The 26,780-nt window shown below is 73.1% G+C and carries 22 protein-coding genes and 1 pseudogene; 8 read left to right on the forward strand and 15 right to left on the reverse strand.

Annotation, left to right across the window (positions count from 1 at the left end; translation table 11 throughout):
• Positions 1-30: 30 nt before the first annotated feature.
• Positions 31-714, forward strand: coding sequence for a response regulator transcription factor (locus OG294_RS01965; RefSeq protein ID WP_327064609.1), 684 nt, complete (start codon positions 31-33; stop codon positions 712-714).
• A 75-nt stretch (positions 715-789) separates the two neighbouring features.
• Here OG294_RS01965 and OG294_RS01970 read toward each other — a convergent pair whose 3' ends face one another.
• From OG294_RS01970 to OG294_RS01985, 4 genes are all read right to left on the reverse strand, one after another.
• Entirely contained in the window at positions 790-2,031 is a 1,242-nt protein-coding gene (locus tag OG294_RS01970) for a sensor histidine kinase (protein ID WP_327064610.1), read from the reverse strand.
• Positions 2,024-3,397 (reverse strand): FtsX-like permease family protein, encoded by a 1,374-nt coding sequence (locus tag OG294_RS01975; protein WP_327071417.1) that lies wholly within the window; start codon positions 3,395-3,397, stop codon positions 2,024-2,026. The genes OG294_RS01970 and OG294_RS01975 overlap by 8 nt, the downstream gene beginning before the upstream one ends.
• 2 nt (positions 3,398-3,399) lie before the next feature.
• On the reverse strand, positions 3,400-4,173 hold the full coding sequence (locus tag OG294_RS01980) for an ABC transporter ATP-binding protein (RefSeq protein ID WP_327064611.1): 774 nt from the start codon (positions 4,171-4,173) through the stop codon (positions 3,400-3,402).
• 138 nt (positions 4,174-4,311) lie between these two features.
• Positions 4,312-5,457 (reverse strand): serine hydrolase domain-containing protein, encoded by a 1,146-nt coding sequence (locus OG294_RS01985; RefSeq protein ID WP_327064612.1) that lies wholly within the window; start codon positions 5,455-5,457, stop codon positions 4,312-4,314.
• Positions 5,458-5,833: 376 nt separating this feature from the next.
• Here OG294_RS01985 and OG294_RS01990 point away from each other — a divergent pair, with 376 nt between their 5' ends.
• The 3 genes from OG294_RS01990 to OG294_RS02000 all read left to right on the forward strand — a co-directional run bounded on the left by OG294_RS01990 (position 5,834) and on the right by OG294_RS02000 (position 11,721).
• Entirely contained in the window at positions 5,834-6,745 is a 912-nt protein-coding gene (locus OG294_RS01990; protein WP_327071418.1) for a TauD/TfdA dioxygenase family protein, read from the forward strand.
• An 89-nt stretch (positions 6,746-6,834) separates the two neighbouring features.
• A complete protein-coding gene (locus OG294_RS01995; RefSeq protein ID WP_327064613.1) occupies positions 6,835-10,581 on the forward strand; it encodes an IucA/IucC family protein in 3,747 nt (1,248 codons plus the stop codon).
• Between the two features lie 108 nt (positions 10,582-10,689).
• Positions 10,690-11,721 (forward strand): zinc-binding alcohol dehydrogenase family protein, encoded by a 1,032-nt coding sequence (locus tag OG294_RS02000; RefSeq protein ID WP_327064614.1) that lies wholly within the window; start codon positions 10,690-10,692, stop codon positions 11,719-11,721.
• A 250-nt stretch (positions 11,722-11,971) separates the two neighbouring features.
• On the opposite strand, the gene OG294_RS02005 is transcribed toward OG294_RS02000, so the two are convergent.
• Entirely contained in the window at positions 11,972-12,628 is a 657-nt protein-coding gene (locus tag OG294_RS02005; RefSeq protein ID WP_327064615.1) for a helix-turn-helix domain-containing protein, read from the reverse strand.
• A 628-nt stretch (positions 12,629-13,256) separates the two neighbouring features.
• On the opposite strand from OG294_RS02005, the gene OG294_RS02010 reads away from it, so the two are divergent.
• Positions 13,257-13,730 carry a hypothetical protein gene (locus tag OG294_RS02010; RefSeq protein WP_327064616.1) on the forward strand — a complete coding sequence of 158 codons (474 nt, stop codon included), beginning with the start codon at positions 13,257-13,259 and terminating at the stop codon, positions 13,728-13,730.
• 163 nt (positions 13,731-13,893) lie between these two features.
• Here OG294_RS02010 and OG294_RS02015 read toward each other — a convergent pair whose 3' ends face one another.
• The 6 genes and pseudogenes from OG294_RS02015 to kdpF all read right to left on the reverse strand — a co-directional run bounded on the left by OG294_RS02015 (position 13,894) and on the right by kdpF (position 20,356).
• A complete protein-coding gene (locus OG294_RS02015) occupies positions 13,894-14,385 on the reverse strand; it encodes a universal stress protein (protein ID WP_327064617.1) in 492 nt (163 codons plus the stop codon).
• 309 nt (positions 14,386-14,694) lie between these two features.
• A pseudogene (locus OG294_RS02020) lies at positions 14,695-15,810 on the reverse strand (universal stress protein); the annotation flags it as partial.
• A gap of 24 nt (positions 15,811-15,834) precedes the next feature.
• Positions 15,835-16,473, reverse strand: a complete 639-nt coding sequence (gene kdpC, locus OG294_RS02025) for a potassium-transporting ATPase subunit KdpC (RefSeq protein ID WP_327064618.1) — start codon at positions 16,471-16,473, stop codon at positions 15,835-15,837.
• A gap of 16 nt (positions 16,474-16,489) precedes the next feature.
• Positions 16,490-18,604, reverse strand: a complete 2,115-nt coding sequence (gene kdpB, locus OG294_RS02030; protein WP_327064619.1) for a potassium-transporting ATPase subunit KdpB — start codon at positions 18,602-18,604, stop codon at positions 16,490-16,492.
• Positions 18,601-20,265 (reverse strand): potassium-transporting ATPase subunit KdpA, encoded by a 1,665-nt coding sequence (gene kdpA / locus OG294_RS02035; protein ID WP_327064620.1) that lies wholly within the window; start codon positions 20,263-20,265, stop codon positions 18,601-18,603. The genes kdpB and kdpA overlap by 4 nt, the downstream gene beginning before the upstream one ends.
• Position 20,266: 1 nt before the next feature.
• Positions 20,267-20,356: a K(+)-transporting ATPase subunit F gene (gene kdpF / locus OG294_RS02040; protein WP_327064621.1), complete on the reverse strand. Its 90-nt coding sequence runs from the start codon at positions 20,354-20,356 to the stop codon at positions 20,267-20,269.
• Positions 20,357-20,736: 380 nt separating this feature from the next.
• Between kdpF and OG294_RS02045 the strand changes: the two genes are divergently transcribed.
• Positions 20,737-21,501: a GNAT family N-acetyltransferase gene (locus OG294_RS02045; protein WP_327064622.1), complete on the forward strand. Its 765-nt coding sequence runs from the start codon at positions 20,737-20,739 to the stop codon at positions 21,499-21,501.
• Complete coding sequence (locus OG294_RS02050) at positions 21,498-21,881, forward strand: VOC family protein (RefSeq protein ID WP_327064623.1); 384 nt, start codon at positions 21,498-21,500, stop codon at positions 21,879-21,881. Before OG294_RS02045 ends, OG294_RS02050 begins: the two co-directional genes overlap by 4 nt.
• A gap of 102 nt (positions 21,882-21,983) precedes the next feature.
• Here the strand turns inward: OG294_RS02050 and OG294_RS40995 are convergent, their stop codons facing one another.
• Positions 21,984-22,058, reverse strand: a complete 75-nt coding sequence (locus OG294_RS40995; RefSeq protein WP_442789302.1) for a 50S ribosomal protein bL37 — start codon at positions 22,056-22,058, stop codon at positions 21,984-21,986.
• A gap of 67 nt (positions 22,059-22,125) precedes the next feature.
• A complete protein-coding gene (locus OG294_RS02055) occupies positions 22,126-22,941 on the reverse strand; it encodes an SDR family NAD(P)-dependent oxidoreductase (RefSeq protein WP_327064624.1) in 816 nt (271 codons plus the stop codon).
• 498 nt (positions 22,942-23,439) lie between these two features.
• Here OG294_RS02055 and OG294_RS02060 point away from each other — a divergent pair, with 498 nt between their 5' ends.
• Complete coding sequence (locus OG294_RS02060; protein WP_327064625.1) at positions 23,440-24,261, forward strand: hypothetical protein; 822 nt, start codon at positions 23,440-23,442, stop codon at positions 24,259-24,261.
• Here the strand turns inward: OG294_RS02060 and OG294_RS02065 are convergent.
• Complete coding sequence (locus OG294_RS02065; RefSeq protein ID WP_327064626.1) at positions 24,226-25,392, reverse strand: nitric oxide synthase oxygenase; 1,167 nt, start codon at positions 25,390-25,392, stop codon at positions 24,226-24,228. The two genes, OG294_RS02060 and OG294_RS02065, sit on opposite strands and share 36 nt — an antisense overlap.
• A 473-nt stretch (positions 25,393-25,865) precedes the next feature.
• Positions 25,866-26,666, reverse strand: coding sequence for an alpha/beta hydrolase (locus OG294_RS02070; RefSeq protein ID WP_327064627.1), 801 nt, complete (start codon positions 26,664-26,666; stop codon positions 25,866-25,868).
• Between the last annotated feature and the right edge of the window lie 114 nt (positions 26,667-26,780).

Below are 26,780 nucleotides of genomic sequence, written 5' to 3' on the forward strand. Positions count from 1 at the left end.
GGCCCTGCCCGGCCGGTCGACAATGGGATCATGACTGACCGTCTCCTACGCGTGGTACTGGCCGAGGACTCCGTCATCCTGCGCGACGGCATGGTGGAGCTGCTCAACGCGAGAGGGTGCCAGGTCGTCGCCACGGCCGGGACTGCGGAAGAGCTGCTGGCGGCGGCGGCCGACCGCCGCCCCGACGTGGCGGTGGTGGACGTACGGATGCCGCCCACGTACACCGACGAGGGCATCCGTGCCGCCGTCGAGCTACGGGCCGCCCGGCCGGGGCTCGGTGTCCTGGTCTTCTCCCAGCATGTGGAGACCGTCTGGGCCCAGCGGCTGTTGGAGGGAAGTGCGGCCGGGGTCGGCTATCTGCTGAAGGAGCGCATCGCCCGCACCTCGGAACTGGTCGAGGCGCTGCATCGGGTGGCCGCGGGTGGTACCGCGCTCGACCCGGAGATCGTCACCCGGCTGATCCGCGGCGGGCGGCGCCGCAGTCGGATCGAGTCGCTCACGCCACGGGAGCGGGAGACCTTGGAGCTGATGGCACAGGGCCATTCCAACCGTTCCATTGCCGCGCGGCTGGTGGTGTCGGAGCGGGCGGTGGAGAAGCACGTGGCCGCGATCTTCGTCAAGTTCGACCTGCCGGCCCGTGAGGCCGAGAACCGCCGGGTGAAGGTGGTGCTGGCGTATCTGGCCGAGGCGGGCTCGGCACCACCCGCGCACTGATCCCCCGCGGGCTTTTCGGATGCAGGCTGATCGGATGCGGGCTGATCCCCCGCGGGCTGATCAGATGCTGGCTGATCAGATGCGGGTGGGGAGTTCGGCGGTGATGACGGTCGGCCCGCCGACCGGGCTGGCGATCCGCAGCGTGCCGTCCACCGCGGCCAGCCGTTCGCGCAGGCCGGTCAGGCCGCTTCCGGCACCCGGGAGAGCCCCGCCCCGGCCGTTGTCGCTCACCACCGCGCGGACCCGTCCCTGCGCGGAGCGGACCTCGACGGTGGCCGCCTGCGCTCCGCTGTGCTTGGCCATGTTCGTCAGGAGTTCGGCGATGCAGAAGTAGAGGGCCCGCTCGATCGCCGGGTCCGGGCGCTCCCGCAGGTCCAGACGCGTGGTGACGGGGACGGGGCCGGCGTCGGTCAGCGTGGGCAACGCCTCGCCGAGGCCTGCGTCCAGGGCCACCGGGTGGATGCCCCGGGTGAGCCTGCGCAGGCCCGCGATGGTGCCATCGGTCTGCTCACGTGCGCGGGTGAGCAGCGTGCGCAGGCGCGCGAGGTCGGCGCCGTCCTCGGGGGTGAGCGCGTCGTCGGCCAGCGACAGGGTGATGGCGATGGCGACCAGCTGCGCCTGGGTGCCGTCGTGCAGATCGCGCTCCAGCCGACGCAGGTTCTCGGTGTTCTCCGCGGCCAGCGTGCTGCGGGCCTGTTCGAGTGCCCGCAGGCGCCGGTGCGCACGGGCGGGACCGAGCAACTGCCGGGCGACGCGGCGGTTGAGCCCACTCATGGCGCGGACCGCGGCGGGCACGGCGACGAGCAGCGCAGCGCCGAGCAGCAGGCCGGCCGGGTCGAGCCACCACGCGGGCCGGTCCGGTGGGGCCAGCAGGCGCACCCAGAGGGGAAAGCCGATCAACCATCCGGCGGCGAGCGGCAGGACGACGGCGGCGGCGAACGTCAGCACGCCGACCGGCAGGCGCAGGCCCAGGTAGAGCAGAGCCCGCCAGCCCACCGGGTCGGTCAGCAGTATCCGGACCCGGGCGATCACGCCGTGGGCCGCGGGCAGGGGCGCCGGCGGCTCGACGGCCTCCCCGAGCAACCGGCCCACCAGGTGCCGGTGCAGTGTGCCCAGGGCGCGGGCCCCGCGGACCGCGGCCGCCACCAGGGGCAGCCCGAGCACGGTGAGGGACAGCAGCGTGCCCGCGTAGAGGACCGCGAGCACATAGCCGAAGCCGATGATCGCCGGCGGCAGCCCGACCACGGCGAAGGCGATGTCCCCGGCGCGTACGGCAGGCCGCGAGCGCCGGAGCAGGCCGCGCCCGCGGTCAGCCACGCTGCCCTCCGACCAGCTCCGTCGCGCGGCCCGAGGTGGCGCGCAGACCGGCGCCGAGGATGCCCGGTGCGGTCAGCGCGAGGGCACCGACCACGATCCAGGCGTACGCCCGCCACGGCACGGACGGCAGCGCGGAGCCCGTCACGGACAGGCTGAACGCCGCCGCGGTGGTGCCCGCGACCGCGGTGCCCAGCAGCACGCCCACCGCCGCGGTCAGGAGCATCTCGACGCAGAGCGTGCGCGCCAGCTGACGACGTGTCGCCCCGAGCAGGGTGAGCAGGGCGAACTCGCGGCGGCGGTCGGCGGTCAGGGCGGCCAGGGTGTTGACCGTCGAGACGGCGGCGAAGCAGACCAGCATCGCCAGCTCGGCCTGCCGCAACCAGACGTCACTGGCCGAGTTCACCGTCGACAGGCTCGCGTCCGCAGGCCGCCCGGTCGCGTGTTCGACGGTGGTGGTCATGAACACCATGGTGCAGGACAGCCCCACCAGGAGGGACACCGGCACCACCGCGGCCGACAGCCGGTGGGCGTAGCCCCGCAGATTGGCGTCGGCCAACCAGCCGCAGCACCTGGCCGAGGCCCGGACCGGGGCGCCCAGCACCGTCACGACGGCCCTGGCGAGCAAGGGCCCCAGCAGCGCGACCGCCACCAGCAGGACCAGCGCCGCCAACAGCGCCGCCTGGCCCGCCTTGTCGGCCGGCTGCGTGGCGACGAGACGGAGCAGCAGACCCCCGCCGCCCAGCCAGCCCAGCCCTGCGACCACCCGGAACCAGCCCGTCCGGTGGTGCTCGGTCGTGCTCGCCGCCGTGGCCTCGGCCGGCGCGATCCGGGTGATCCGACGGGCGGCGACCGAGGCCGACAGCAGGCCCACGGCCAGCGCGGCCACGACCGCCACCAGCAGCGGCACGGGTGAAGCGGGGACGTGAACCGTGGGGGCGGCCATGGTGCGTGCCACCAGCGCGTGCAGGAACCAGCGGGCTCCCGCCGCCCCCGTGGCCAGGGCCGCCGGGGCGACCAGCAGCACCGTCACCAGCACCTGCCATCGAACCAGCCGCCGGACCTGGCCGGGCGTGGCCGCCACGGTGCGCAACAGGGCCAGTTCCCGGTGCTGCTGGCGGATCGCGAAGCCGAGGGTGTTGACCACCACGAAGAACGACACCAGCACGGCGATCTCCCCGAACCCGGCGGCGATCACGGTCAGGCCGGGCCCGGCCACCGCCCGTCCCGGCGTGGCGGGAGCGGCGATACCGGCGGCCAGCAGGGAGCCGAACAGCGTGAGGGTGGCGACCGCGAGGAACAGCGCCGCCGCGAGACCGGCGAACGCTGCGGGCCGCAGCCTGATCTGCCCGAAGGCGAAGCTCAGCACGGTCAACCACCCAGCCGGCTCAGCCGGTCGGCGACCGCCGGCACCGACGGCCGGTCGAGGTCGTCGACCACCCGACCGTCGGCCAGCACCACCACCCGGTCCGCGTAGCCCGCCGCGACCGGGTCATGGGTCACCATGACGCAGGTCTGCCCCCGCCGGTCCACCCCGTCGCGCAGCAGCGCAAGAATCTCGTGCCCGGTACGGCGGTCCAGCGCCCCGGTGGGCTCGTCCGCGAACAGCACCGAGGGCCGGCAGACCAGCGCCCGGGCGATGGCCACCCGCTGCTGCTGGCCTCCGGAGAGCCGGCCGGGCCGATGCCGCTCGCGGCCGGCCAGGCCCACCTGTTCCAGGGCCGCCCGCACCGCTGCCCGGTCGACCCGCTCGCCGGCCAGCCGCCCGGGCAGCTCGACGTTCTGCGCCACCGTCATGGCCGGCATCAGGTTGAACGCCTGGAACACGAAGCCGACCCGGCTCCGCCGCAGCACGGCGAGCCGCCGCTCCGCCAGCCGCGACACCTCCGTGTCCCCCCACCAGACCGCCCCGCCGGTCGGTCGGTCCATGCCGGCCAGGCAGTGCATCAGCGTGGTCTTGCCCGAACCCGACGGCCCCATCACCGCGGTGAAGGTGCCCGGCCACAGCTCCAGCGTCACCGCGTGCAACGCGCGTACGCTCCCGGCGCCCCGGCCGTACTGCCGGCTCAGCTCCTCGGCCCGCACAGCGGCGTGGGGGCTCGACGAGCAGGTGTTCTCTGTCCTGTCGACCATGACGTCATCCATGACGTCATCCTCGGCGGACGAGGTCAGGGAATCGATCGTGCTCACCCCCGAGTGCTTGGTACGGAAACCCGTACCTCCCTCGCCCATCGGGGTGTCGCCCCCTGGATGCAGTCCAGCGGCACGTGCCCCGTCCGGTGGCTACACGGGGCCCGCCTGGCACAGTTGCTGGTCGACCAGGGTGTCCAGGGCGGCCTGGCTGTCCGCGTCGCCGTCGCCGGTGCTCGCGACCACGGCTGCCCGCTGGCCGTCGGGGGTCGCACCGACGAGGGTGTTGTAGCCGGGGGCGCCGCCGGAGTGGCCGTAGTAGCCGCCGCCGCAGGAGAGCGGTACCCACCAGAGGCCGAGGCCGTAGCGCGCGCCGGGCCAGAGGGGGGCCGGCACGGTGGACTCCATCTGGGCCAGTTGGGCCGGAGCGAGCAGCTGACCGCGCATCAGCGCGGTGTAGAACGTGGTGAGGTCCGCGGTGGTGCTGATGATCTCCGCGGCGGCGTCGCCCAGGGTCGGGTTGAGCGCGGTGACGTCGATCGTCGGGCCGGACCCGAAGGTGGAGTAGCCGTGCAGGTGCGGGCCGGGGATGAAGGGGTCGGCGACCGGTGCGCTGGTGTGCCGCAGCCCCAGGGGCCGGATGATGCGCGCGGTGACCTCGTCCTGCCAGGTGTGCCCGGTGACCCGGTTGATGATCATGCCGGCCAGGATGTAGTTGGTGTTCGAGTACTGCCAGTCGGTGCCGGGGACGAAGGACGGGGCGTGCCGCATGGCGATGGCGACCAGTTGCGCCGGGGTGTAGCTGGTGAACCGGTTGGCCAGGAAGCCCGACGTCGAGGCGAGCGCCGGCAGGTCGTGGGTGTAGTCGTAGATCCCGCTGGTGTGCTGCAGCAGCTGGCGCACGGTGATCCTGCTGCCGTCGTTGCCGTTGCCGGAGACCACGCCCGGCAGCCAGTGATCGACGCTGTCGTCCAGCGACAGCCGTCCCTCGCCGGCCAGTTGGAGCAGCACGGTGGCCGTGAAGGTCTTGGTGAGGCTGGCGATCCGGAAGGCGTCGTTGCGCACGGCGGGCGCGCCGGTGCTGGTGTCGGCCTGTCCCGCGGTGGCGAAACGGTGGCCGCGCGCGCCGGTCGCCTCGGCCACGACGCCCTCGTTGCCGGTGGCCTTGATCGCGTTCACCTCGCCCTGCAGCGAGCTTGGTCGGGCGGCGGCCGCGCCGGCCGCCGGCGCGCACGCCAGCGCGGCCAGCGCGGCGACGAGCACCGCGGCACCGATGCGACGCGGGTGTCTGTTACGCATGAGTTGCCTCCTCGCGGAATGACGAACGCACCACGACAGCGGTGCGACAGCCACGCTAGGGAGGAGCCGGGCGACCCACGATGGAGCTACCACCCGCGCCCGCGATGGGGGCAGCCCCACCCCGCACCGGCAAGTCCCGGTTGCCCGCGCTGCCTTGTGGGATCGGGTGCTGCCTGACGCGGCGTCATGTGTGCGAGCCCCCAGGTCCTCGACCGCGTTCCGCTCCGGTGCGTATGCGGGCAGCGTTTCACCCGACTTTCACCGGGGCATGCTGCCACCCGGTGCGGCGAAGATCGGAGCCACGAAGCAGGTGGCACTGCGTCCGAGGAGGCATGCGGTGACGGATCCAGCCATCGCTGGGTTGGACGTGCGACCGATGGCCACCCACATCGGAGCCGAGATCTCCGGTGTGGATCTCTCCGGCCCGCTGGAGGACGAGGTCGTCGACGCGATCCGGTCCGCGGTGCTGCGGTGGAAGGTGGTCTTCTTCCGTGAGCAGCACCTCGACCACGCCGGGCATCTCGCCTTCGCCCGCCGGTTCGGCGAACCCATCGTCTCGCCCTCGCGCGGCGACGCCTCCCCGGCGGAGTTCCCGCAGGTGCAGACGATGGTCGACCGGCTCGAACTGGCCGGACGCTACGGGCAGGACCGCGCGCAATGGCGGGACCGGCGGCGGAACTCACTGCTCCACGACTGGCACAGTGACCTGACTCCCTGGATCGATCCCCCGGCTGCCACCATCCTGCGGGCGGAGGCCACCCCGCCCTACGGTGGCGACACGACCTGGGCCAACCTGGCCACCGCCTACGCCGGCCTGTCCGAACCGCTGCAGCGCCTCGCCGAGAGCCTGCGGGCCGAGCACCGGCGAGGTGTCGGGTATCTGCCGAAGCCGGGCCCCGACTCCTACCTGAAGGATCTGCAGGAGCAGCCGGTGGTCTCGATCCACCCGCTCGTGCGGGTCCATCCGGAGACCCGGGAGCGGCTGCTGCTCGTCAACCCGTACTACGTCGAGCGGTTCGTCGAGCTCTCCCGGGCCGAGAGCCGCGCCGTGCTCGACATGTTCGTGGACCAGGCCACCCGGCCCGAGTACACCGTCCGGTTCCGGTGGGAGCCCGGGAGCGTCGCGTTCTGGGACAACCGGGCCACCATCCACCTGGGCGCCCAGGACCGTGAGCAGCTCGGCTCCCCGCGCGTCCTGCACCGGGTCATGGTCGCCGGCGATGTCCCGGTCGGGGTGGACGGCACCCCGTCGACAGCGGTCGCCGGGCGGCCTCTCAGCGAGAGCTGACGGACGAACTCACCGCACCGCGCTGATCTGTCCGCCTCGCAGCAGCCCGTTGCACCGTCGCAGGGAAACGAACCTTGGGGGGACAACGGATGGCTGAGGTCCCGCGCTCGGCGCCGCAGCAGACGCAGGCGCATGCCGTCTCCGACGAATCCAGGCAGGCCGCCTGTGCGCGAGGCCTCGACCGGCTGGTCTCGGCCCTGGTCCGGGAGGAGTTGCTGGACCTCGACGAGGCCGAGCAGCAGGGCTTGACCATTCCGGTGCGGCACGTCACCTCGGCCGGGCGGCTGGTGGTCGACGGTGTCGTCGCCCTGCGGACCGGCGCCGACGCGCGGGAGCCGATCACCGAACCGGTCCGCCTCATCGACGTGTTGCTCCGCCGCGGGCTGGTGCCGGCGAGCGGACTGGAGTGGGCACGGGTCCGCAGCGAGGTCGCGGCCAGCGTCGAGGGACATGCGCTCGCGCTGGACGGGGCGGCTCGGCAGGCGGGCAAGGCGCGAGCCGACGGTCCGTGGGATCCGCTGCGCCCCTTCACCGCTCTGCTGGAGCGGCTGCCCGCCGACTCGCCGCTGGTGGGGTTCGAGCAGCTGGTCGTGGACGGTCATCCCCTGCACCCGGCGGCCAAGGGACGGCTCGGGATGTCCGCCGCCGACGCGCTGCGCTACGCTCCCGAATCCGGCGCCGCCTTCCCGCTCGCCCTGGTCGCGGTGGCACGCGAGGCAGCCTCGGGGGCGGACGGCCGGGGCGGGGCCTCCGGGGCGGACGGCCGGGGCAGGACAAAGTCCGGCGACCGCGGTGCCGGCCTGGCGGCGGCCGAGGCGGTGCTGGCACAGGCCTTTCCCGCCGCGGTCTCGGCGGCCCGGGCCGAACTGGCGCAGGCCGGGCACGACCCCGATCGGTACGTGCTCCTGCCGGTCCACCCGCACCAGCGCGACCACGCCCTCCCGCGACTGCACGGTGACGCCCTGACGGCTGGACTCGTCGTGCCGCTGTCCGCCACGCTCCCGGCGTGTCCGCTGCTGTCCACCCGCACCCTGGCCGTCCGCGAGCCGGGCGCTGCGGCCGGCCTGCACATCAAGACGGCCCTGGAGGTGCAGATCACCAACGCGGTCCGCGGTGTCTCCTTCCAGGCCGCGCACAACGGCCCGCGGCTCTCGGCGCTTCTGGCGGACATCGCCGCGCAAGAACCGGGCCTGCGGACCCTCACCATCTGCCGGGAGCTGGCCGGGGTCTGCTTCGTGCCCGTCGAGCAGGCCGGGGCCGACCACAGCGCCCGCCGCCGGTCCCTGGGAGCGATCCTGCGCGAGGACCCGGAAACCCTCCTTGCGCCGGACGAGGTGGCGTTGCCGGTCGCGGCGCTGCTCGCCCGGTCACCGCTCACCGGCCGGACGGTGGTTCACGATGTGGTCACCGAACTGGCGGGCCGGGAGACGTCCCGCGCCGACGCGGTGCACAGCTGGCTCCGCCGGTACCTGGAGCTGATCGTGCCGCCCACGCTGACCCTGCTGACCCAGTACGGGATCGCGCTGGAGGCCCATGCGCAGAACACCCTGCTCGCCCTGCGCGGCGGGCTGCCCAGCCGGGTCCTGGTCCGGGATCTCGGCAGCATCCGCATCCTGTCCTCGCGCCTGGCCGCTCGGGGGCACACGGTCACGCTGGCGCCCGGCTCAGCGCTGCACGCCTCGGGCACCGACCCGCTGCGGTCCAAGCTGTACTTCGCGCTCTTCACGCACCAACTCGGCGAGCTGGTGCCTGCCCTGGCCGAGGCAGCCGACTGCCGGGAGCAGGAGCTGTGGCCGGTCGTCCGGGATGTCTGTCTGCAGGCCTTCCGCCACCTGATCGCCCGGGCGCCCAACACGGCCGAGGCAGCGGACGCCTGTGCCGACGCCCTGGCCCTGCTCGAAGATCCCTGGCCGCTCAAGGCCCTGCTGCGGCTGCGCCTGGCCGGGCAGGTGGCGCAGCAGCCCCACTTCAGCGGCCCGAACCCGCTGCGCCGAGCAGACGGCGAGGCGGCGGCCGGTGTCCTGGCCGAACTTCGCTCCCGCGAACCGGAGTTGGCCATCCGATGGCTGACCGAACTCGACGGCGCGCGACGGGACACAGCGCAGGACCTCCTCGCGGCACTGCAACGCGAAGGAATCGTCGACGGCGCTGTCGGTGGCCCTGTCAGTGGCGCTGTCGGTGGCCCTGTCAGTGGCGTTGTGAATGGCGTCGCCACCGGCCGACCGTGCGACGCGGACCGGCCCGAGCAGGTGGTCGACAAGCTGCGGACCGCGAGCGGCAACTGGGAGGCCGTACGGGAGGAACTGGTCGACTCCGCCGCCAACCTGGCCCTGAGCCGGGCCATGGCCGGGCGCCGGAGAGAAGCACTCCAGGCCACGGGGGCTGCCGGCCTGCTCACGTCGGTTCCCGCCGGACTTTCACCCTCCGACGTCACCCTTCTGCTGGACGGCCTGGAGACCGAGGGCCACGCCCTGCACCCGTGCCGCCGCACCCGGCTCGGGTTCTCCACCGCCGACGTGCTCGCCCACACCCCGGAATCCGGCGCGACGGTGACCGTGGAACTGGCCGCCGTCCACCGCGACTCCGTTCTGCAGACACCGGACGAGGACGGGCGCACCGTGGGCGACCTGCTCGCAGCGGCCTACCCCGCCACGGCCGCCCGGGCCGTGCGCGGTCTGAAGGAACGCGGGCACGACCCGGACGCCTACGTGCTGGTCCCGGTGCACCCCTGGCAGGCACGGAACGCGCTCCCGTCCGTCTACGGCGCCGACCTCGACGCCGGTCGGATCGTGCGACTGCCCGAGGCCGCCCTGGAGTGCCGCCCGACGTCCAGCATCCGCACCGTGGTCACCACCGAGCCGGGCCAGGACGGGAAGCGAGTCACCCTCAAACTCGCCCTGGACATACGACTCACCGGGGGACGCCGAACCATCTCGCCCGCAACGACCCGCAACAGCCCACGCCTTGGCCCGCTCCTGCAGCAACTGCTGGCCGCCGAGCCCCGGGCCACCGGACGGGTGGACTTCGTCCCGGAGCTGGCCGGCGTCGCCTTCAGCCCACCGGAAGGCGCGTCGGCTCCGGACGCCCGCCACCGGGGACTGTCCGCCCTGCTGCGCCCGGACCCGGCGGAAGGGCTCCGCCCGGGCGAGACCATGGTCAGCTGCGTCGCCCTGCTGGCCCGCTCACCGGTGACCGGACGCCCCCTGCTGACCGAGGTGGTCAACGCCCGGGCCATCGCGGAGGGCATCGCACCTCGCGCCGCCGCGCTGGTCTTCCTGCGCGAGTACAGCGACCTGCTCTGCTCGGCCGCGTTGCCCCTGCTGTGGCGCCACGGGATCGCGATCGAGGCGCATCTGCAGAACACCCTGCTGGTGCTGCGCCACCCGCGTCCGACCCGGCTCGTGCTGCGCGACAGCGCCGGGCTGCGCCTGCACCTGGGCCGCTTCCGCGCGACCGGGTCCGACTTCACCCCGTATCCGCACTCGTTGACGGCCACCGAGGACATCGGGGAGGTCCGCGCCAAGCTCTGCCACGCGGTGTTCCACGCCAATCTGGGCATCCTGATCGACCGGCTGCGGCTGGACCACGGGCTGCCCGCACAGGCCCTGTGGGACGTGGTCCGGGCCGCCGTCGAGGAGACCCGCGCGGACGTGTTGCGCAGCGCGACGCCCCGGCTGGCCGGGCGAGTGGCCCAGGACACCGCGGCGCTGCTGGGCCCTGGCCTGCCGCAGAAGGCGCTGCTCACGATGCGGCTGTTTCCCGGCCGCGGCGACATCTACCTCCCCCAGCCGAACCCGCTGCACCGCGCCGAGCCGGCCGACGGCGCCGTTCCGTAGTCGGCAGTGACGGTGGGTGGTCGACCGTCGCCCCACCCGCGTCGCGGCCGGCCGCGCCCCAGAATGGAACGACGGCGCAGCAGCGCACCTCTACCGGAGGAGTCGGCCATGACCGCGTCCGGATATCCGCACCAGCGCACGACGGCCTGGGTGGTGGAACGCCCCGGCCCGATCGGCTCCGCCCCGCTGCGCCGGGTGGAGCGGGTGCTGGAGGAGCCCGGGCCGTGGGAGCTGCTGATCGACGTCGGCGCCTGCGGGGTCTGCCGCACGGATCTGCACCTGGCCGAGGGCGACCTCGCACCGCATCTGCCGGCCTGCACGCCCGGGCACGAGATCGTGGGCCGCGTCCTGCACACGGGCTCCCAGGTACGGGAGTTCGGGCCCGGTGACCGGGTGGGCGCGGCCTGGCTCGCGGGCACCTGCGGCACCTGCCGGTACTGCCGGGCGGGCCACGAGAACCTCTGCCCCCGCTCCCGGTACACCGGGTGGGACACCCACGGCGGTTACGCCGGACAGGCCCTGGTCGACGCCCGCTACGCCTACCCGCTCCCCGACGAGCGCCCCGACGAGGAGATCGCTCCCCTGCTGTGCGCGGGCATCATCGGCTACCGCGCCCTGGAACGCGCCCAGCTGCCGCCGGGCGGCCGGCTGGGCATCTACGGGTACGGCGCCTCCGGACACCTCACCGCCCAGCTCGCGCTCTCCCGGGGCGCGAGCGTGCACGTCCTCACCCGGGCGGCGGAGGCCAGGCGCCTGGCCCTGGAGCTGGGCGCGGCCTCCGCGCGCGACGCCTACGAGACGCCGCCCGAACCGCTGGACGCGGCCCTCCTCTTCGCCCCGGTGGGCGATCTGGTGCCGGTCGCGCTCGCCGCGCTGGACCGCGGCGGCACCCTCGCGGTGGCCGGGATCCACCTCTCCGACATCCCCCCACTCGATTACCAGCAGCACCTGTTCCGGGAGCGCTCGCTGCGCAGCGTCACCGCCAACACCCGCGAGGACGGCCGGGCCTACCTCGCAGAGGCCGCCCGGCACCGCCCCACGGTCCATGTGCAGCGCTACCCGATGAGCCACGCCGACACCGCGCTGGCCGACCTCGCGGCGGGGCGCGTCACCGGCGTCGCCGTGCTGATGGCGCGGTGACCGGGCGCTTACGCCTGCACAGCCGGCCCGGAGCAGGGCCGTCGCGGTCGTCGGCCCGCAAACGGCGCCCGGGCCGTGCGACGAGGCGAACGGCGCCGACCTCCTCGCCCCCACCGTCCAGCGCTACCGTGCCGATCCCCGGCCCGCCCGGGGCAGCGAGCCCACGGCTGGGCCGAGCGGGCCTGTCCAGTGCATGGCCGGTTCTCGCGAAACCCCGCCGGAGGTCCACTGCCGCCGCCCCGCCGACGGCTCACCCCGGCCCCACCCGGCGCCCGCTGATCCGGTCCGGAGTGATGCGGATCCACAGCGGGCGGTTGCCACCCGCCCAGGGCTCGGTCCCGGGCAGGAGGGCCAGTCGCCCGATGGTGGCGGCGTCCTCGATGGGCTGGGCGGTACCGGCGATCAGGACGCTCCAGCCCTGGCTCAGGTGGTCGTTGATCCGGTCGACCTGGAAGGAGAGGGTGCTGCCGGGCGCGGCGGCCGGCGCGCTGTGCGGTGCGGTGCGGTAGACGACCGTGTGCGCGTCGACGGTGTAGTTGACCGGGAACACCTGCGGCGCGGGCTCGGCCGGCACCACCACGCGACCGACACCGTGGGTGCCGAGGCGCTCCCAGCACTCCGTCCCGGTCAGGCGGGACAGCACCGGATGCGGGGCCGGCCCACCGCTGCCGGGAGCGGCGTCCCGGCGTCCCTCCAGCAGCTCCTGGTAGGTGAGTTCGAGGGCGGCGGCAAGGCGCAGGAACCCGGACGGGTCGAATGCGGTACCGGCCTCGATCAGCAGCGTCAGGTACTGCGGGGACATCCCGGCCTTGGCGGCCAACCTGGCCTCGGTCAGACCGAGTTCGGCGGACCGGTCGGCGATCCGACGGGCGAGCGCGGCGGACGTGGGAGCGGGGTCCGGGTGCACGATGCCTCCTCGTGTGCGCTGGTGGCCGCCGCACGTCGTGGCGTTTCAGGTCCGGACAGGAACGCGGCCCTCCTTCGTCGGCCGCTCCCGTCCAGGATCTGCTCGGCCTGCCTCTCCAGCCTCCATCACCTTCCGGTCCGGCGCACGGTCCGGGCACGGCTTCCTACGCTGAGGGGGTAAGCGGTGCACTCGGTCCGCCGTCGCGCAGCGCGCTCCACCGCGAGCAGCCGGCCCGGGCGGCGCGGCTTCCGCGCGGGCGCGGGGACGGCCTCGGCCTGGGTCAGCGGGAGCGGAGCGAGGTGGCCCTCGGCCGTCAGGGTGATCCGGGCAGCAGGCCGAGCAGGCAACGAGCAACGCCTCGATGAGGTGCTCGGCGCGTTCGGTGGCCCGGGTGACGTCGCGGGCCATGCGCCCGGGGAGCGCTGAGCGGGCCACGATTCAGAGGAATCTCAGCAGGCAGGAACATGGCGATCGTGCCGGCCGGACGCCAGCATTGACCGGGCAACGTCAAGTCGCTTTCCCTCGGCGACACTTCGGCCTGCCCGTCCGGCTCTCCGGGTCCAGCACCGCCCCCGGCCCGCCGTTCCCCGCCCGCGCCCCGTTCCTCTCCCCTGCCCCGAAGGCTCCGATGCCCCTGACCGCTGTCCCCCCTGCCCGCGCGCTCGCCCGCACGGCGGCAGCACTGCTCTGCCTGGCGGTGTCCTGGATCCACGTCCAGGACCAGGGCGGCTTTCCCGGCGACAAGACGCCGCACTACGTCGGCGTCGGCTACTACCTGCTGGAGGCGACCGGCGTGCTCTGTGCTGTCCTGCTGCTGGCCGGCACCCGACCACGCGCCGCCCGCGCCAGCGCCTACCCGCTCGACTGGCTGCTCGCCGCCGCCGTGGCGCTCGGCCCGCTCGTCGGCTTCGTCCTCTCCCGGGGACCCGGCCTGCCCGACTACAGCGACGACAGGGGCAACTGGACCGAACCCCTGGCCCTCATCAGCGTCGCCGTGGAGGGCACCCTCCTGATCACGGCCGCCACCGTCCTGCTGGCCGCGTCCCGAACAGCGCGCACCACCCCTGTCCGGCCCGCGCGCGGCACCTCCACCGCCCGCTGACCGGGCAGCACCCGGGCAGGCGGCCCACCCGGAACCACGCGTCGCGGACCTCGCCGACCGGTCCTGCCGCGATCCTGGTCGGCGTCAGCGTGGGGTGCGGACCGGCAGCGACACTGCTCGGCGCTCACCGGCCCGCGCCGGCAGGTGCCCGCCACCAACCGCACTACGCCGCGATCAGCCGCGGCGCGTCGTCCGCCGCACGGGCCGTGCTCGCGACGACCGCTCCGGAGGGCACGGCGATCACGGTGCACAGGGCCCGGGCCACGCAGTGGCGGCTGACCGTCCCGTGCACCAGCCGCTGCAGCGGGCCGCGGCGGCCGGTGCCCACCACGAGCACGTCGCCCGGGCGGTCGGCGATCCGGACGAGGGCGCGGCCGGCCTCGCCGCGGATCACCACGGGGTCGATCCGCAGGTTCGTCGGGTAGCCACCGAGGGCGTCCGCGAACGCGTCGTCCAGTCGGGTACGGGCCGCCTGCTCCCAGAGCGCCGCCAGCGACGGGCAGGGGTGGGCCCGCTCCCCGCCGACCGGGGTCCAGGCGATCACCGGGACGAGGACGGCACCGCGCCTGGTCGCCTCGTCCACCGCGCGCCGCAGGACCGCCGCGCTCCGCTTCGATCCGCTGACTCCGACGACGACCCGGCTGGTCTCGGCCATGGTGCTGCACTTCCTCGATCCTCAGACCCCGCAGAGGGCCTTCGCTTTCCAGCCGCGATACGAACTGGACCTTCGAAACAGTCGACTCGTGGTCTGCCGTCCCGCTGATCCATGGAACCCTGGCGATGCGCGCCATCGCCGGCTCTTGACGCGTCCGAGACGCGCCGTCGCCGCTTCCTGACGAACCCCTGACGTCGGCCCGGTCAGGGGCAGTGGTCACAGCTCCGGGGCGGTGCCGCGAGGTGCCGGTTCGGCGGTGGCCTCGTGACCGCCCGGTCCGTGCTGCCTGGTCCCGCCGAAGCGTCCGTGCCCCCGCCCTGCGGCGGCCTCGTGGGTGACCATGTGGACGTCGATGTCGCCGGAGAGCGCGATGGTGGTCTCCCCGATGCCGCGGCCGCCCAGTGCGCGGGCGAGCCGGCCGTGGCGACTGGTGCCGAGCACCAGCTGGGTGGCGTTCTGCGAGCGGGCGAAGGCCAGCAGGGTGGTGGGGATGTCCTCGCCGACCACCCAGTGGAAGCTTCCGCCCAGGCTCTCGACCAGGCCGCGCTGGGCGCTGAGGGCCTCGGGGCGGGCATCGGCGAGCCCGTCGCCGTGCGCGACATGGACGGCGAGCAGGTCGCCACCGCCGGTGCGGGCGGCGATCCGAGCGGCGCGGCGGATCAGCGTGTCGTCCTCGGGCCCGCCGGTGAGGGCGACCACGACCCGCTCGCTGGTCTCCCATATTCCGCTGATGCCCTGCTCCACGCGATAGTCCTGCAGCCGCTCGTCCACCCGGCCGGCCAGCCAGAGCAGGGCGAGCTGGCGCAGCGCGGTGAGGTTGCCGATCCGGAAGTAGTTGCCGAGCGCGGTGTCGACCTTCTCCGTGGCGTAGACGTTGCCGTGCACCATCCGGCGGCGCAGCGCCTCCGGTGCCATGTCGACCAGCTCGATCTGCCAGGCGCGGCGCACCAGCTCGTCGGGGACGGTCTCGTGCTGCGGGACTCCGGTGACCTTGAGGACGACGTCGGCGAGGGATTCGAGGTGCTGGATGTTGAGCGTGGTGATGACCTCGATGCCGGCGGCCAGCAGTTCCTCGACGTCCTGCCAGCGCTTGGGATGGCGCCCGCCGGGGACGTTGGTGTGGGCGAGTTCGTCGACGAGCGCCACCTGGGGGCGGCGGGCGAGCGCCGCGTCGACGTCGAACTCGGTGAACTCGGCTCCCCGGTAGGTGCGGTGTGCGCGCGGCAGTCTCTCCAGGCCGTCGAGCAGGGACTCGGTGCGCTCCCGGCCGTGGCATTCGACGAAGGCGACGACGACGTCGGTACCGCGGGCCCGGCGGCGCAGCGCTTCGTCGAGCATGCGGTAGGTCTTTCCGACGCCCGGCGCGGCGCCGAGGTACACCTTCAGCCGACCGGGCCCGGCCCGGGTCGCCTTCTGCTCGACCACCGCGCGCCTCCTTGCCGGCCGGGGTCAGCCGAGCCGCGCGAGCGCGAGGTTGAGCGTGACGACGTCCACCCGCCGTTCGCCGAGGAAGCCCAGGTCGCGGCCCTGGGTGTGGTCCTTCACCAGCTGACGGACCCTGGCGGGGTCGAGGCCGCGCGCCTTCGCCACTCGGTCGACCTGTTCATCAGCGTAGGCGGGCGAGATGTCCGGGTCGAGCCCGGAGCCGCTCGCGGTGAGCGCGTCCGGGGGCACCTGGCCGGGCGGAACGCCGTCGAACGCGGCGGCCGCGGCGCGGCGTTCGCGCACGGTCCGGGTCAGGCCCGCGTCGTTGGGGCCGAGGTTGGAGGCGCCCGAGGCCAGCGGGTCGTAGCCGGTCGGGCCGGCCGCCGAAGGACGCGGCTGGAACCACTTCGGGTCGGGCCGGGCCGCCTCGTTCGGATCCGCGGGGTTCTGCTTCGGCAGGTCGAAGTTCTGCCCCAGCAGGCTGGAGCCGACCACCTGGCCGTTCTGCTTCAGCTGCGAGCCGTTGGCCTGGTGCGAGAAGGCGAGCTCGGCGATGCCGGTGATCAGCAGGGGGTACGCCAGGCCGCAGACCACGGTGAAGACCAACAGCAGGCGCAGGCCGGTGAGGTGCAGCCGGACCAGGGCCGGCAGGGGACGTGCCACGCGCGGGCTCCTTCGCTCAGTGCAGACCGGGGATGAACTGGACGACCAGGTCGATGAGTTTGATCCCGACGAACGGCATGATCAGCCCGCCGACGCCGTAGACGCCGAGGTTGCGGCGCAGCAGGGCGGAGGCCGAGGAGGGCCGGTAGCGCACCCCGCGCAGCGCGAGCGGGATCAGGCCGATGATGACCAGCGCGTTGAAGACGATCGCCGAGGTGATCGCCGAGGTCGGGCTGTGCAGGTGCATGATGTTGAGGTGCCGCAGGCCCGGGTAGACGCTGGCGAACATCGCCGGGATGATCGCGAAGTACTTCGCGACGTCGTTGGCGATCGAGAAGGTGGTCAGTGCGCCGCGGGTGATCAGCAGCTGCTTGCCGATCTCGACGATCTCGATCAGCTTGGTGGGGTCGGAGTCCAGGTCCACCATGTTCCCGGCCTCCTTGGCGGCCGAGGTGCCGGTGTTCATCGCCACCCCGACATCCGCCTGGGCGAGGGCGGGGGCGTCGTTGGTGCCGTCACCGGTCATGGCGACCAGCTTCCCGCCGCCCTGCTCCTGGCGGATCAGGGCCATCTTGTCCTCGGGGGTGGCCTCGGCGAGGAAGTCGTCCACGCCGGACTCACCCGCGATGGCCTGGGCGGTCAGCGGGTTGTCGCCGGTGATCATGACGGTCCTGATGCCCATCAGGCGCAGATCCTCGAAGCGTTCCCGGATGCCGTGCTTGACCACGTCCTTGAGCTCGATGACCCCGAGGACCCGGGCGGCCCCACCGGCGTGGTGGTCCGCGACCACCAGAGGAGTGCCGCCGGCCGAGGAGATCGCCTCGACCAGCGTGCCGATCTCCTCGCCGGAACGGCCACCGTTCTCCTGCACCCAGGCGACGACGGAGCCGGCCGCACCCTTGCGGATCCGCCGCACGCCCTCGTCCTCGTGCAGGTCGGCGCCGCTCATCCGGGTCTGGGCCGTGAACTCGATCCACTCGGCCTGGCCGATCTCGGCCTGGGTGCGGGCCCGCAGCCCGTACTTCTCCTTGGCCAGCACCACGATGGAGCGGCCCTCGGGCGTCTCGTCCGCGAGGCTGGACAGCTGCGCGGCGTCCGCCAGTTGGCCCACCTCGACGCCGGTGACCGGGGTGAACCCGGCCGCCTGGCGGTTGCCGAAGGTGATCGTGCCGGTCTTGTCCAGCAGCAGCGTCGAGACGTCGCCGGCCGCCTCGACCGCACGGCCGGACATGGCGAGCACGTTGCGCTGCACCAGGCGGTCCATGCCCGCGATGCCGATCGCCGAGAGCAGCGCACCGATGGTGGTCGGGATCAGCGCCACCAGCAGGGCGACCAGCACGACGATCGTCTGCTCGGCTCCGGCATAGGCCGCCATCGGCTGCAGCGTCACGACCGCGAGCAGGAAGACGATGGTCAGCGCGGCCAGCAGGATGTTGAGCGCGATCTCGTTGGGCGTCTTCTGCCGGGCCGCGCCCTCGACCAACGCGATCATCCGGTCGATGAACGTCTCGCCGGGCTTGGAGGTGATCTTCACGACGATCCGGTCGGAGAGCACCTTGGTGCCACCGGTCACCGCACTGCGGTCACCACCCGACTCGCGGATCACCGGCGCGGACTCGCCGGTGATCGCCGACTCGTCGACACTGGCCACCCCTTCGACCACGTCGCCATCGCCCGGGATGACCTGACCGGCCTCGACGACGACGTGGTCGCCGAGCTTCAGCGCGGTGCCGGGGACCTCCTCCTCGGTCTGCGAGGCGGGCCAGTCGGCCAGGCGACGGGCCGTCGTCTCGGACTTGGCCCGGCGCAGCGTGGCGGCCTGTGCCTTGCCGCGCCCCTCGGCCACCGCCTCGGCCAGGTTGGCGAAGACGACGGTCAGCCAGAGCCAGACGGTGATCACCCAGGCGAAGGCGCTGGTGTGGCGGATCGCCGCGTAGGTGGTGAGCAGCGAGCCGACCTCGACCACGAACATCACCGGGTTGCGCCACATCACCCGGGGGTCGAGCTTGCGGGCGGCGTCGGGAAGCGAGCGCAGCAGCTGCGCCGGATCCATCAGTCCGCCGGAGACCCGGTGCGCGTCGTGCGGCTCGCCCGGCGCTTCGCCGCCGGTCCGGGCGCTGGGAACGGTCATCTGTGCAGGCCTTCCGCGAGCGGCCCCAGAGCCAGGGCGGGGAAGTAGGTGAGGCCGACCACGATCAGCACCACGCCGCAGAGCATCCCCACGAAGAGCGGCCGGTGGGTCGGCAGCGTGCCCGCGGTGACCGGGACGGGCTGCTGGCGGGCCAGCGAGCCGGCCAGCCCCAGCACGAAGACCATCGGCAGCAGGCGGCCGAAGAGCATCACCAGGCCGAGCGCGGTGTTCCACCAGGTGCTGGTGGCGGTCAGGCCGGCGAACGCGGAGCCGTTGTTGTTGGCCGCCGAGGTGAAGGCGTACAGCACCTCGGAGAATCCGTGCGGACCGCTGTTCAAGATGGCGGCCCGCTCGGCCTTGAAGGTCATCGCCGTGCCGGTGCCGATCAGCACGATCGCCGGCGTGGTCAGGATGTAGAGGGAGGCGAACTTCATCTCCCGGCCGCCGAGCTTCTTGCCCAGGTACTCGGGCGTGCGCCCGACCATCAGGCCCGCCACGAAGACCGCGACCACGGCCAGCACCAGGATCCCGTAGAGCCCGGAGCCGGTCCCGCCGGGCGCGATCTCACCCAGCATCATGTCGAAGATCGTCACCCCGCCGCCCAGCGGCGAGAAGGAGTCGTGGAAGGAGTTGACCGCGCCGGTGGAGGTCAGGGTGGTGGAGGAGGCGAAGAGCGCGGAGGAGGCGATGCCGAAGCGCACCTCCTTGCCCTCCATCGCGGCTCCGGCCGCCTGCAGCGCGGTGCCGGTGTGCTGCCACTCGAAGAACGTCAGGAGGGCGGCCGAGGCCACCCAGAACAGCGCCATCACGGTCACGATCGCGTAGCCCTGGCGCCGGTCGCCCACCATCGTGCCGAAGGTGCGCGGCAGCGAGAAGGAGATCACCAGCAGCAGGTAGATCTCCAGCCAGTTGGTGAACGGATTCGGGTTCTCGAACGGGTGCGCCGAGTTGGCGTTGTAGAAGCCGCCGCCGTTGGTGCCCAGCAGCTTGATGACCTCCTGCGAGGCCACCGGACCGCCGGTGATGCTCTGGCTGCCCCCGCCCACCGTGCTGACCTGGGCTGCCGCGTGCAGGTTCTCGACCATGCCCGACGCCACGAAGACGATCGCCAGGACCACCGAGACCGGCAGCAGCAGCCGCACCGTCACCCGCACCAGGTCCACCCAGAAGTTGCCGACCCGGTCCGTGCCGGTGCGCCGGAAACCGCGGATCAGTGCGGCCACCACGGCGATGCCGACCGCGGCCGACAGGAAGTTCTGGACGGCGAGCCCCGCCATCTGCACCAGGTGACCCATCGTCGACTCGCCGGAGTACGACTGCCAGTTGGTGTTGGTGACGAACGAGGCCGCGGTGTTCCAGGCCGTCGCCGGGTGGACCGCGGGGAACCCGAGCGAGAGCCAGAGGTGGTTCTGCAACCGCTGGAAGGCGTAGAGGAACAGCACCGAGACGGCGGAGAAGGCGAGCACACTGCGCAGGTACGCCATCCAGGTCTGGTCGAAGTCCCCGTTGACGCCGATCAGCCGGTGGACACCGCGTTCGGCACGCAGGTGCTTGGCGCTGCTCAGCACGTGCGCCAGGTAGTCGCCCAGCGGGCGGTGCGAGAGAGCGAGCGCCGCCACCAGTGCCAGCGCCTGCAGAAAGCCCGCGAGGGTCGGGGTCACCTCAGAACCTCTCGGGGCGGACCAGTGCGAGGACGAGGTAGACGACGATCGTGGCGGCCACGACCAGGCCCACGATGTTGTCGGCCGTCATCGCGCCCCCCAAGCGGCGCAGCACTGCGCATGCGTGGTCACAGCCGCTCCACCCCCTTGGCGATCAGGGCGAGGACGGCGAACACGAGGATCGTGACGCCGATGAAGGCAAGGTCGGTCATGGGGGCTCCGCCCAACGTGTCGTCGGTCCCCACGATTCTGTGCCGGGGTGCGACGGCCCGCTCACCATGTGTGGTCCATTGGGAGCAGGCACTGCGGCTCCCGGCGGGGCAGCCGGTCCGCACCGTGAGGTGCGAAGGATCCGTCAGTAATCCCGCCGCGGGCATCAGCCCGGCGTCAAGGCCACCCGGTTCACCGACCGCCTCTGCTGAGCTGGGAACCGTGCACTGGTCCCTGCCGGAACGACCCGGATTCGACGCGATGGATGCCCACGTCCGCACCACCGGCCTCGGCGGTCGGCTGACCGACCGGCCGAGGTGTCCGCGCGTCGAGGCGATCCACTGCGCAGGCCACCGCCTGCTGCGCGGGGACCCGCGACGGCTCGCCCCGGAACGGCTCGCGTCGCTGGCGCACGGTCAGTTCACCGCGCCCGAGCGCTTCCTGCCGCTGCTCGGACGCACCTTCGCCCTGGTGAGCCCCTGGGAGCGGACGCTCAGCGTCCAGCAGTACCGCCCGCACCGGCCGCGCGCTCCGCAGGGCGTCCAGGTCCGGGCGCTCACGCCCGGCGATGCCTCGCAGGTGGCGACGCTGCCACCGTCGCTCCGCTGGATCACCGAGACCTGGGGCGGCGCGCACGGCCTCGCGGCGAGCGGCCGGGCCTGGGGCGCCTTCACGGACGGCCACCGGCTCGCCGCCGTCGCCTGCACCTACTGGCAGGGCCGGGCCCACGAGGACGTCGCCGTGCTGACGCTGCCCGCCTTCCGACGCTCGGGCCTGGCGCTGGCCTGCGTCAACGGCCTCACCCTGGCCATCCGCGCCCGGGGCCGCGTGCCCACCTGGTCGGCCCCGCGCAGCAACGAGGCGAGCCTGGCGCTCGCCCGCACCGCCGGCTTCCGGCCGGTCCGCACCGAGGTCTGCTACTACGTCGGGCAACCACGCGAGACCCTCCTCCCGAAGATCCCGCAGCTCCCACAGCAGTCCGCCTCTGGACGGCAGCAGGCGTTCATGATCGGATCGCGGGCATGAGCTCTCTGATCCGCCATGTCACCATCGACTCGACCGATCCCTATGCGCTTGCGGGCTTCTGGGCCCGGGCTCTGGACGCCTCGCTCGCCGACGACGACCTGCCGGGGGATCCGGAGGCCGTGGTCACGGCTGCCGGCACCACCCTGCTGTTCGTCACGGTCGCCGACCGCAAACTGGCCAAGAACCGTGTGCACCTTGACCTCCAGCCCCAGGACCGCTCCCGGGACGAGGAGGTCGAGCGCCTGCTCTCGCTCGGCGCCACGGTTCAGGGCGACCACCGGAGGCCCGACGGAACCGGTTGGGTGACGATGCACGACCCCGAGGGCAATGAGTTCTGCGTGGAACGCAGCGCGGCGGAGCGGGCGCGCACACGCAGCTGACCGCGCACAGGCCGAAGCCCTGGGGGTCGGCGGACTCCCAGGGCTTCGGCAGGCGGACGCCCGGCGCCGGTGGCACTCGGCGCCGGGCGGGTCGGGCGGCGGCTACAGGCAGGCCTTCCTGCCGTGGTTCGCCTTCTTCTTGCGACGGGACCTCTTCTTGCGGGCGCGCTTGGACATCGTTCTCCGTGGTGTCTGTGCTGGTAGCGGTGCTCTCAGGCCCTGGTCGTGTCAGGCCTTGGTCGTGTCAGGCCTTGGTCGCGAGCGAGTCGGCGAGCTTGCCCAGGCGGCGCTGGGAGCGCGCCTCGTGCACCGTGGCGGCGCTCGGTGCGATGTCGCCGCCGTCGTAGTACTCGCCGTTGGCGAGGCGGATCTCGGGCAGGCAGAGCCGCACGACCGCCGCCGCCCCCTCGGCCGCCGGCGCGCCGACCCGGCCGTACAACGGCAGCAGCGCGGTGTCGCACAGCCCCGGGTTCACGCTCACCGAGGTGATCCCGCTGTCCTCGGGCGCCATGTCGCCGGCCGCCATGGAGAGCGCCAACTGCGACTGCGCGTACGCCGCGACCCGGGAGTACTTCTTGACGCGGTTGGGGTCGGCCCAGTTCATCGAGGCCGTGCGGTGCAGCGAGGAGGAGACGTTGACGATCCGCGCGCTGCCGGCGGCGGTCAGCGGCGCCTGCAGCAGCTTGGCGAGCCGGTGCGCGGCAAGGAAGTTGACCTGGAAGGAGATCTCCACCCCGTCCTCGGTGAGCGTGCACCGCTCGGGGGCCATCACGGCGGCGTTGTTGACCAGCAGGTCCAGCTTCGGAAACGCTCGCGCGACCGTCTCCGCCAGCTCGGCGACCTCGGCGAGGCGGGCGAAATCCGCTGCGAACATGTGGAGTTGATCGCGACTGGCGCCCAGCTTCACCAGGCGCTCGACGGCGCCCTCCCCCTCCTCCGCCGTCCGGGCGTGGACGATGACGGTGGCGCCGAGCTCGGCGAGCAGTCGGGCGGTCTCCCAGCCGATCCCGGAGGAGGCTCCGGTGACGAGGGCAACGCGAGCGGACAGGACAGCGGACATGGTCCATCCATGGGTGTACGGGCACACCCGGGGTACCGGCCGGCGCGCGGACGCGCGCCGACCGGGTGCCGGGGTGCGATTGAGGTGGGAGAACGTCCGGGAGGGCCGTCGGCCTTGCTCCCGGAGGGTGTTGAGATGTGCGGGCGGGCTGCTGCTACCGCCCGCCCGCGGTGCGCGATCGACGCACGGCCTGCCGCGGGAGGGTACCGGCGCTAACCGACGGCGCGGGCGACCATGGCGGCAGCCGGCGTCCGCGGATGAGGCGGACGGTCGTGGTGGCGTGCCGGACGGGTCATGACGATGATTCAAGCCCGCCACGCACCCCGGGGCAAGTCGGCGTCACTCGCCCTGATGAATCCTTGACAGAACCCCGTGTCGGACCTCCCGCTGGCCCGAACACGGTCTCCGGCCCGCGGGTGCGGGGCGGCACGTGAGAGGGTGGGCCACGCTGCGGCGTGTCCCGCCCCCATCGTCGGAAACTCAAGGATCGGAGCCCCGATGCGCGTTCACCACCCCGCCCTCGCGGACCTGCACGGCGTGTGGCGGCGCACCCTGGTGCGCGAGGCGGACGGCTCGACGGACACCACCACCCGCACGACCTGGCTGCAGGGCCTGGCGCTGTTCACGGATCTCCGCCAGCCGGCCGGCCTCGCCGAAACGGTCCGCGGCAGGCCGCCGGCCGAGCTGGACCGCCCGCAACTCCTGGCGCTGAGCGCCCAGAAGGCGTTCGCCGGCGTCCTCGAGCAGGAGGGCGAGGTGTTCGGTTGGGCCCGGCTGATCGACCTGCATCCGCCGGCCCCGCTGGCCGACGCGGGCACCCTGCGCTTCGAGGACGGCGTGCTGATCGAGCACGGCGTGCACGAGGACTACCTGGAGCACTGGGAACGCGACGACCAGCCGTCGGATGACCTGGCGGGCGCGGTGCTGGAGGATCCGGCGGAGGGCTGCGCGGGTCAACTCGTGCGGGTGGGCGCCTGGTTCGGCTACGCCCGCGGCCGGACCGCTCCACTGCACACCTCCGGACCGCGTTCGGCACCACTCGCCGAACAGGTGCTCGGCTGCGCCGGGCGGGCCGAGGCCGCCGCGCTCCTGGACTGCGAGGTGTCGCTCGGCCGGATCCGTGACGGCCGCTGGGAGATCGTGCGCTCCACCCTGCCGCACCGCGTCGGGGCCGAACTGCGGCCCGAACCGACCGCCTCCGGGGACGCGCTGCGCATCCTCGACGCGGATCCGCACGGCAGGGCCCGCGAGCGCCAGTGGCGGCTCGCGCGGGTCGAGGGCTCCTCACACCTCCTGGTCGGCGCCCGCGACCTGGGCTGAGCTGTCGGCCGCCCACGGCAGCTGGTGCGGAAAGAAGTTGGGCCGCTCCCTGGTCGGCTCGTAGCGGCGCTGCCAGACCGGGGTGGCCGAGCCGCTGGTGGCCGGCACGATGGCCGACCAGTCGGCGGGGCAGCGGCGGCCGTGCTTGAGCTCGCGCTCCTCGTGCCGCACGAACTGCTTGGTGGCGAAGTGGTGGTCGATGATGGACACCCCCGCCCGGTCGTAGGAGTGCAGCACGGCCGCGGTGAGCTCCAGCAGTGCGCGGTCGCGCCACAGCGTGCGGTCGCGGCTGGTGTCCAGGCCCATGCCGCGGGCGACCGCGGGGAGCTTGTCGTAGCGGTTGGTGTCGGACAGGTTGCGGGCACCGATCTCGGTGCACGTGTACCAGGCGCTGAACGGCGCCAGCGTGTAGCGCAGGCCGCCCAGTTGCAGGACCTGGTCGGAGATCGTCGGGAACGCGTGCCAGCGCAGGCCGAGATCCTCGAACCACGGGTACTCGGGGTGGCTGATCCGCACCTCGGGCACCGCGTCCGGCGGCAGCTCGAACCACCTCGGCTCGCGCCCGGGCCACTGGACCACCAGCGGCAGCACGTCGTACTCGGTCCCCCGCCCGCGCCACCCCAACCTCATTGCGGCTTCGGTGAGTTCGACCGTCCCCGGGTCACCCAGCACCGACCCGTCGTGCCGCCGGTAGCCGGCGTAGCGGATGAGCTGGCCGTTCCACACCCTGGGCCCGGGCCTGCCGGGCTCGGCCGGGGCGAACGCGCTGAGCAGCAGGCGGATCCTCCCACCGTTCCAGGCCAGTCGGAGGTGCTCGACCAACGCCTCGAACACGTCGCCCTCATCGCCGCCGACACCGCCGCCGACACCGACCTCGCGGCAGTCCCGGACCTCCAGTGCCTTCCAGTAGAACTTGCCGACGCACTGCGGGTTGTTGCGCCAGGCGATCCTGGTCCCCGCCAACAGCTCCCGCACGCTCTGTCGGTAACTCCCCGTGGCAGCAAGCTCCGCCACGATCTCCCCGACCCGGCACTCCACCTCCTCGGCCGGCCGGAGCCCCTCCGCGCCGAGCTGTCGCACCAGGTCGGCGGCCTCGGCCGCCACCGGAGCGCTGGGCTGGGCGGATGGCACGGGCGGTCCTGCGCACAGGTGCGAGGTCTTCATGATGAGCCCCTTGTCAACGACGAGCGGAAGGCACCCGGTTCACACGGACGAAACATCTGACCGCGCTCGGACACTACGGGAGAAGGGCGAGTGACCCGCATCCCCCGACAGCCGATTTGACGAAACCCATGCGCCGGCCGCTCACGCCCGCTCGCCGGGGTGCGCTACCCGTGGAGGTGTCCGGCAGGCAGGCCACGTCGGTGGCGCGGCCGGCGCACAGGAGGGGTTCCTGAGCGGCGCGGCCACCGTCCACGACCAGCTCGACCAGGCCTTCCGCGAACTGCGCCTCGCCACCGCCGCCCTCAAGTAGCCGACCGCCGCCCCATCGTGCTGCGCAGGGCCACCGGGTCCACGGCTTCCCGATTGTGGTCCGCCGCCGGACAGGCCGGCCGACCAGCGGCGGACAGCGAAGGTCCGGGGAGGGGCGACCGGCAAGGTGCTCAGTGCGGGTGCCGGTCGAGCCAGGTCAGGGAGTGGTCGGCGAGTTCGCGCCAGCCGTGGTCGACGACGAGGGAGTGGCCGCGGTCCTCGAAGCGGTGGTACTCGGTGACGGCCGGGGACTTGCGGTACTGCTTGTGGGTGGAACGGGTCAGGACGTCGGGGACGGTGTGGTCGAGCTTGCCGGACAGGAGCAGCAGGGGGCCGCGGGTGCGGTTGGCGGTGTCGACCTTGGCGGGTGAGCCGGGGGCGAAGTTGCTCAGGGCGAGCTGGAAGAGGGGGCGGGCGGGGCTGGGGATGGTCCAGTCGTTGAAGAGCTGGTCGGATTCCGCCTGTTCGACGGCGTTGGCGAAGGCGTAGCGGAACTGCGCGGGGCTGAGCGAGACGGCGCGCTTGGTGTTGGCCGGGTTGCGCAGGAAGGCGAAGGCGGACTTCGCCTGGGCGGGTCCGACGGCTTTGACGCCCTTGATCTGGCCGGGGCAGACGGCGACGGCCGCGCGTGCGAGGTTCTGGCCCAGGAGGTGCTGGGCGATGAAGCCGCCCACCGAGTGGCCGATCAGGATGGGCGGGGTGTCCAGCTCGCGGATGATGCGTGCGTGGTGGGCGGAGATCTCGGCGAGGCCGATGCCGGCCTGCGGGTCGGGGTTCCTGCGGGCCTGGGCGACGGTGGCGGGCACCCCGGGCCACTCGGGGAGGACCGGCTCGTAGCCGGCCTCGCGGAACCGGTCGGCCCACGGCTGCCAGCTCGTGGAGTGGAGCCAGAGGCCGTGGATGAACATGACGGGGGTGCGGTTGGCGGGCATGCGGGGTGACTCCTTGGTGGGTTCGGGCATGCTGGGGCCGCCTGCGGGCGGCAGTCGTGGAAAGCGGTACCAACGAAGCAGAAGGACCGTTCTCTCTCTCCAAGGTAGAACGCT

The organism is Kitasatospora sp. NBC_01302 (assembly GCF_035976515.1).
Taxonomy (GTDB): domain Bacteria; phylum Actinomycetota; class Actinomycetes; order Streptomycetales; family Streptomycetaceae; genus Kitasatospora.

Excerpts from the sequence above, each read along its gene's own strand:
- kdpF (WP_327064621.1), bottom strand. The coding sequence starts at position 20,356 with ATGACGGCCGACAACATCGTGGGCCTGGTCGTGGCCGCCACGATCGTC.
- OG294_RS01995 (WP_327064613.1), top strand. The coding sequence starts at position 6,835 with ATGGCTGAGGTCCCGCGCTCGGCGCCGCAGCAGACGCAGGCGCATGCC.
- OG294_RS02000 (WP_327064614.1), top strand. The coding sequence starts at position 10,690 with ATGACCGCGTCCGGATATCCGCACCAGCGCACGACGGCCTGGGTGGTG.
- OG294_RS01985 (WP_327064612.1), bottom strand. The coding sequence starts at position 5,457 with ATGCGTAACAGACACCCGCGTCGCATCGGTGCCGCGGTGCTCGTCGCC.
- OG294_RS02045 (WP_327064622.1), top strand. The coding sequence starts at position 20,737 with ATGGATGCCCACGTCCGCACCACCGGCCTCGGCGGTCGGCTGACCGAC.
- OG294_RS01990 (WP_327071418.1), top strand. The coding sequence starts at position 5,834 with ATGGCCACCCACATCGGAGCCGAGATCTCCGGTGTGGATCTCTCCGGC.
- OG294_RS01965 (WP_327064609.1), top strand. The coding sequence starts at position 31 with ATGACTGACCGTCTCCTACGCGTGGTACTGGCCGAGGACTCCGTCATC.
- OG294_RS02070 (WP_327064627.1), bottom strand. The coding sequence starts at position 26,666 with ATGCCCGCCAACCGCACCCCCGTCATGTTCATCCACGGCCTCTGGCTC.
- OG294_RS02050 (WP_327064623.1), top strand. The coding sequence starts at position 21,498 with ATGAGCTCTCTGATCCGCCATGTCACCATCGACTCGACCGATCCCTAT.
- OG294_RS02055 (WP_327064624.1), bottom strand. The coding sequence starts at position 22,941 with ATGTCCGCTGTCCTGTCCGCTCGCGTTGCCCTCGTCACCGGAGCCTCC.
- OG294_RS02010 (WP_327064616.1), top strand. The coding sequence starts at position 13,257 with ATGCCCCTGACCGCTGTCCCCCCTGCCCGCGCGCTCGCCCGCACGGCG.
- kdpB (WP_327064619.1), bottom strand. The coding sequence starts at position 18,604 with ATGACCGTTCCCAGCGCCCGGACCGGCGGCGAAGCGCCGGGCGAGCCG.
- OG294_RS01980 (WP_327064611.1), bottom strand. The coding sequence starts at position 4,173 with ATGGATGACGTCATGGTCGACAGGACAGAGAACACCTGCTCGTCGAGC.
- OG294_RS02015 (WP_327064617.1), bottom strand. The coding sequence starts at position 14,385 with ATGGCCGAGACCAGCCGGGTCGTCGTCGGAGTCAGCGGATCGAAGCGG.
- OG294_RS02060 (WP_327064625.1), top strand. The coding sequence starts at position 23,440 with ATGCGCGTTCACCACCCCGCCCTCGCGGACCTGCACGGCGTGTGGCGG.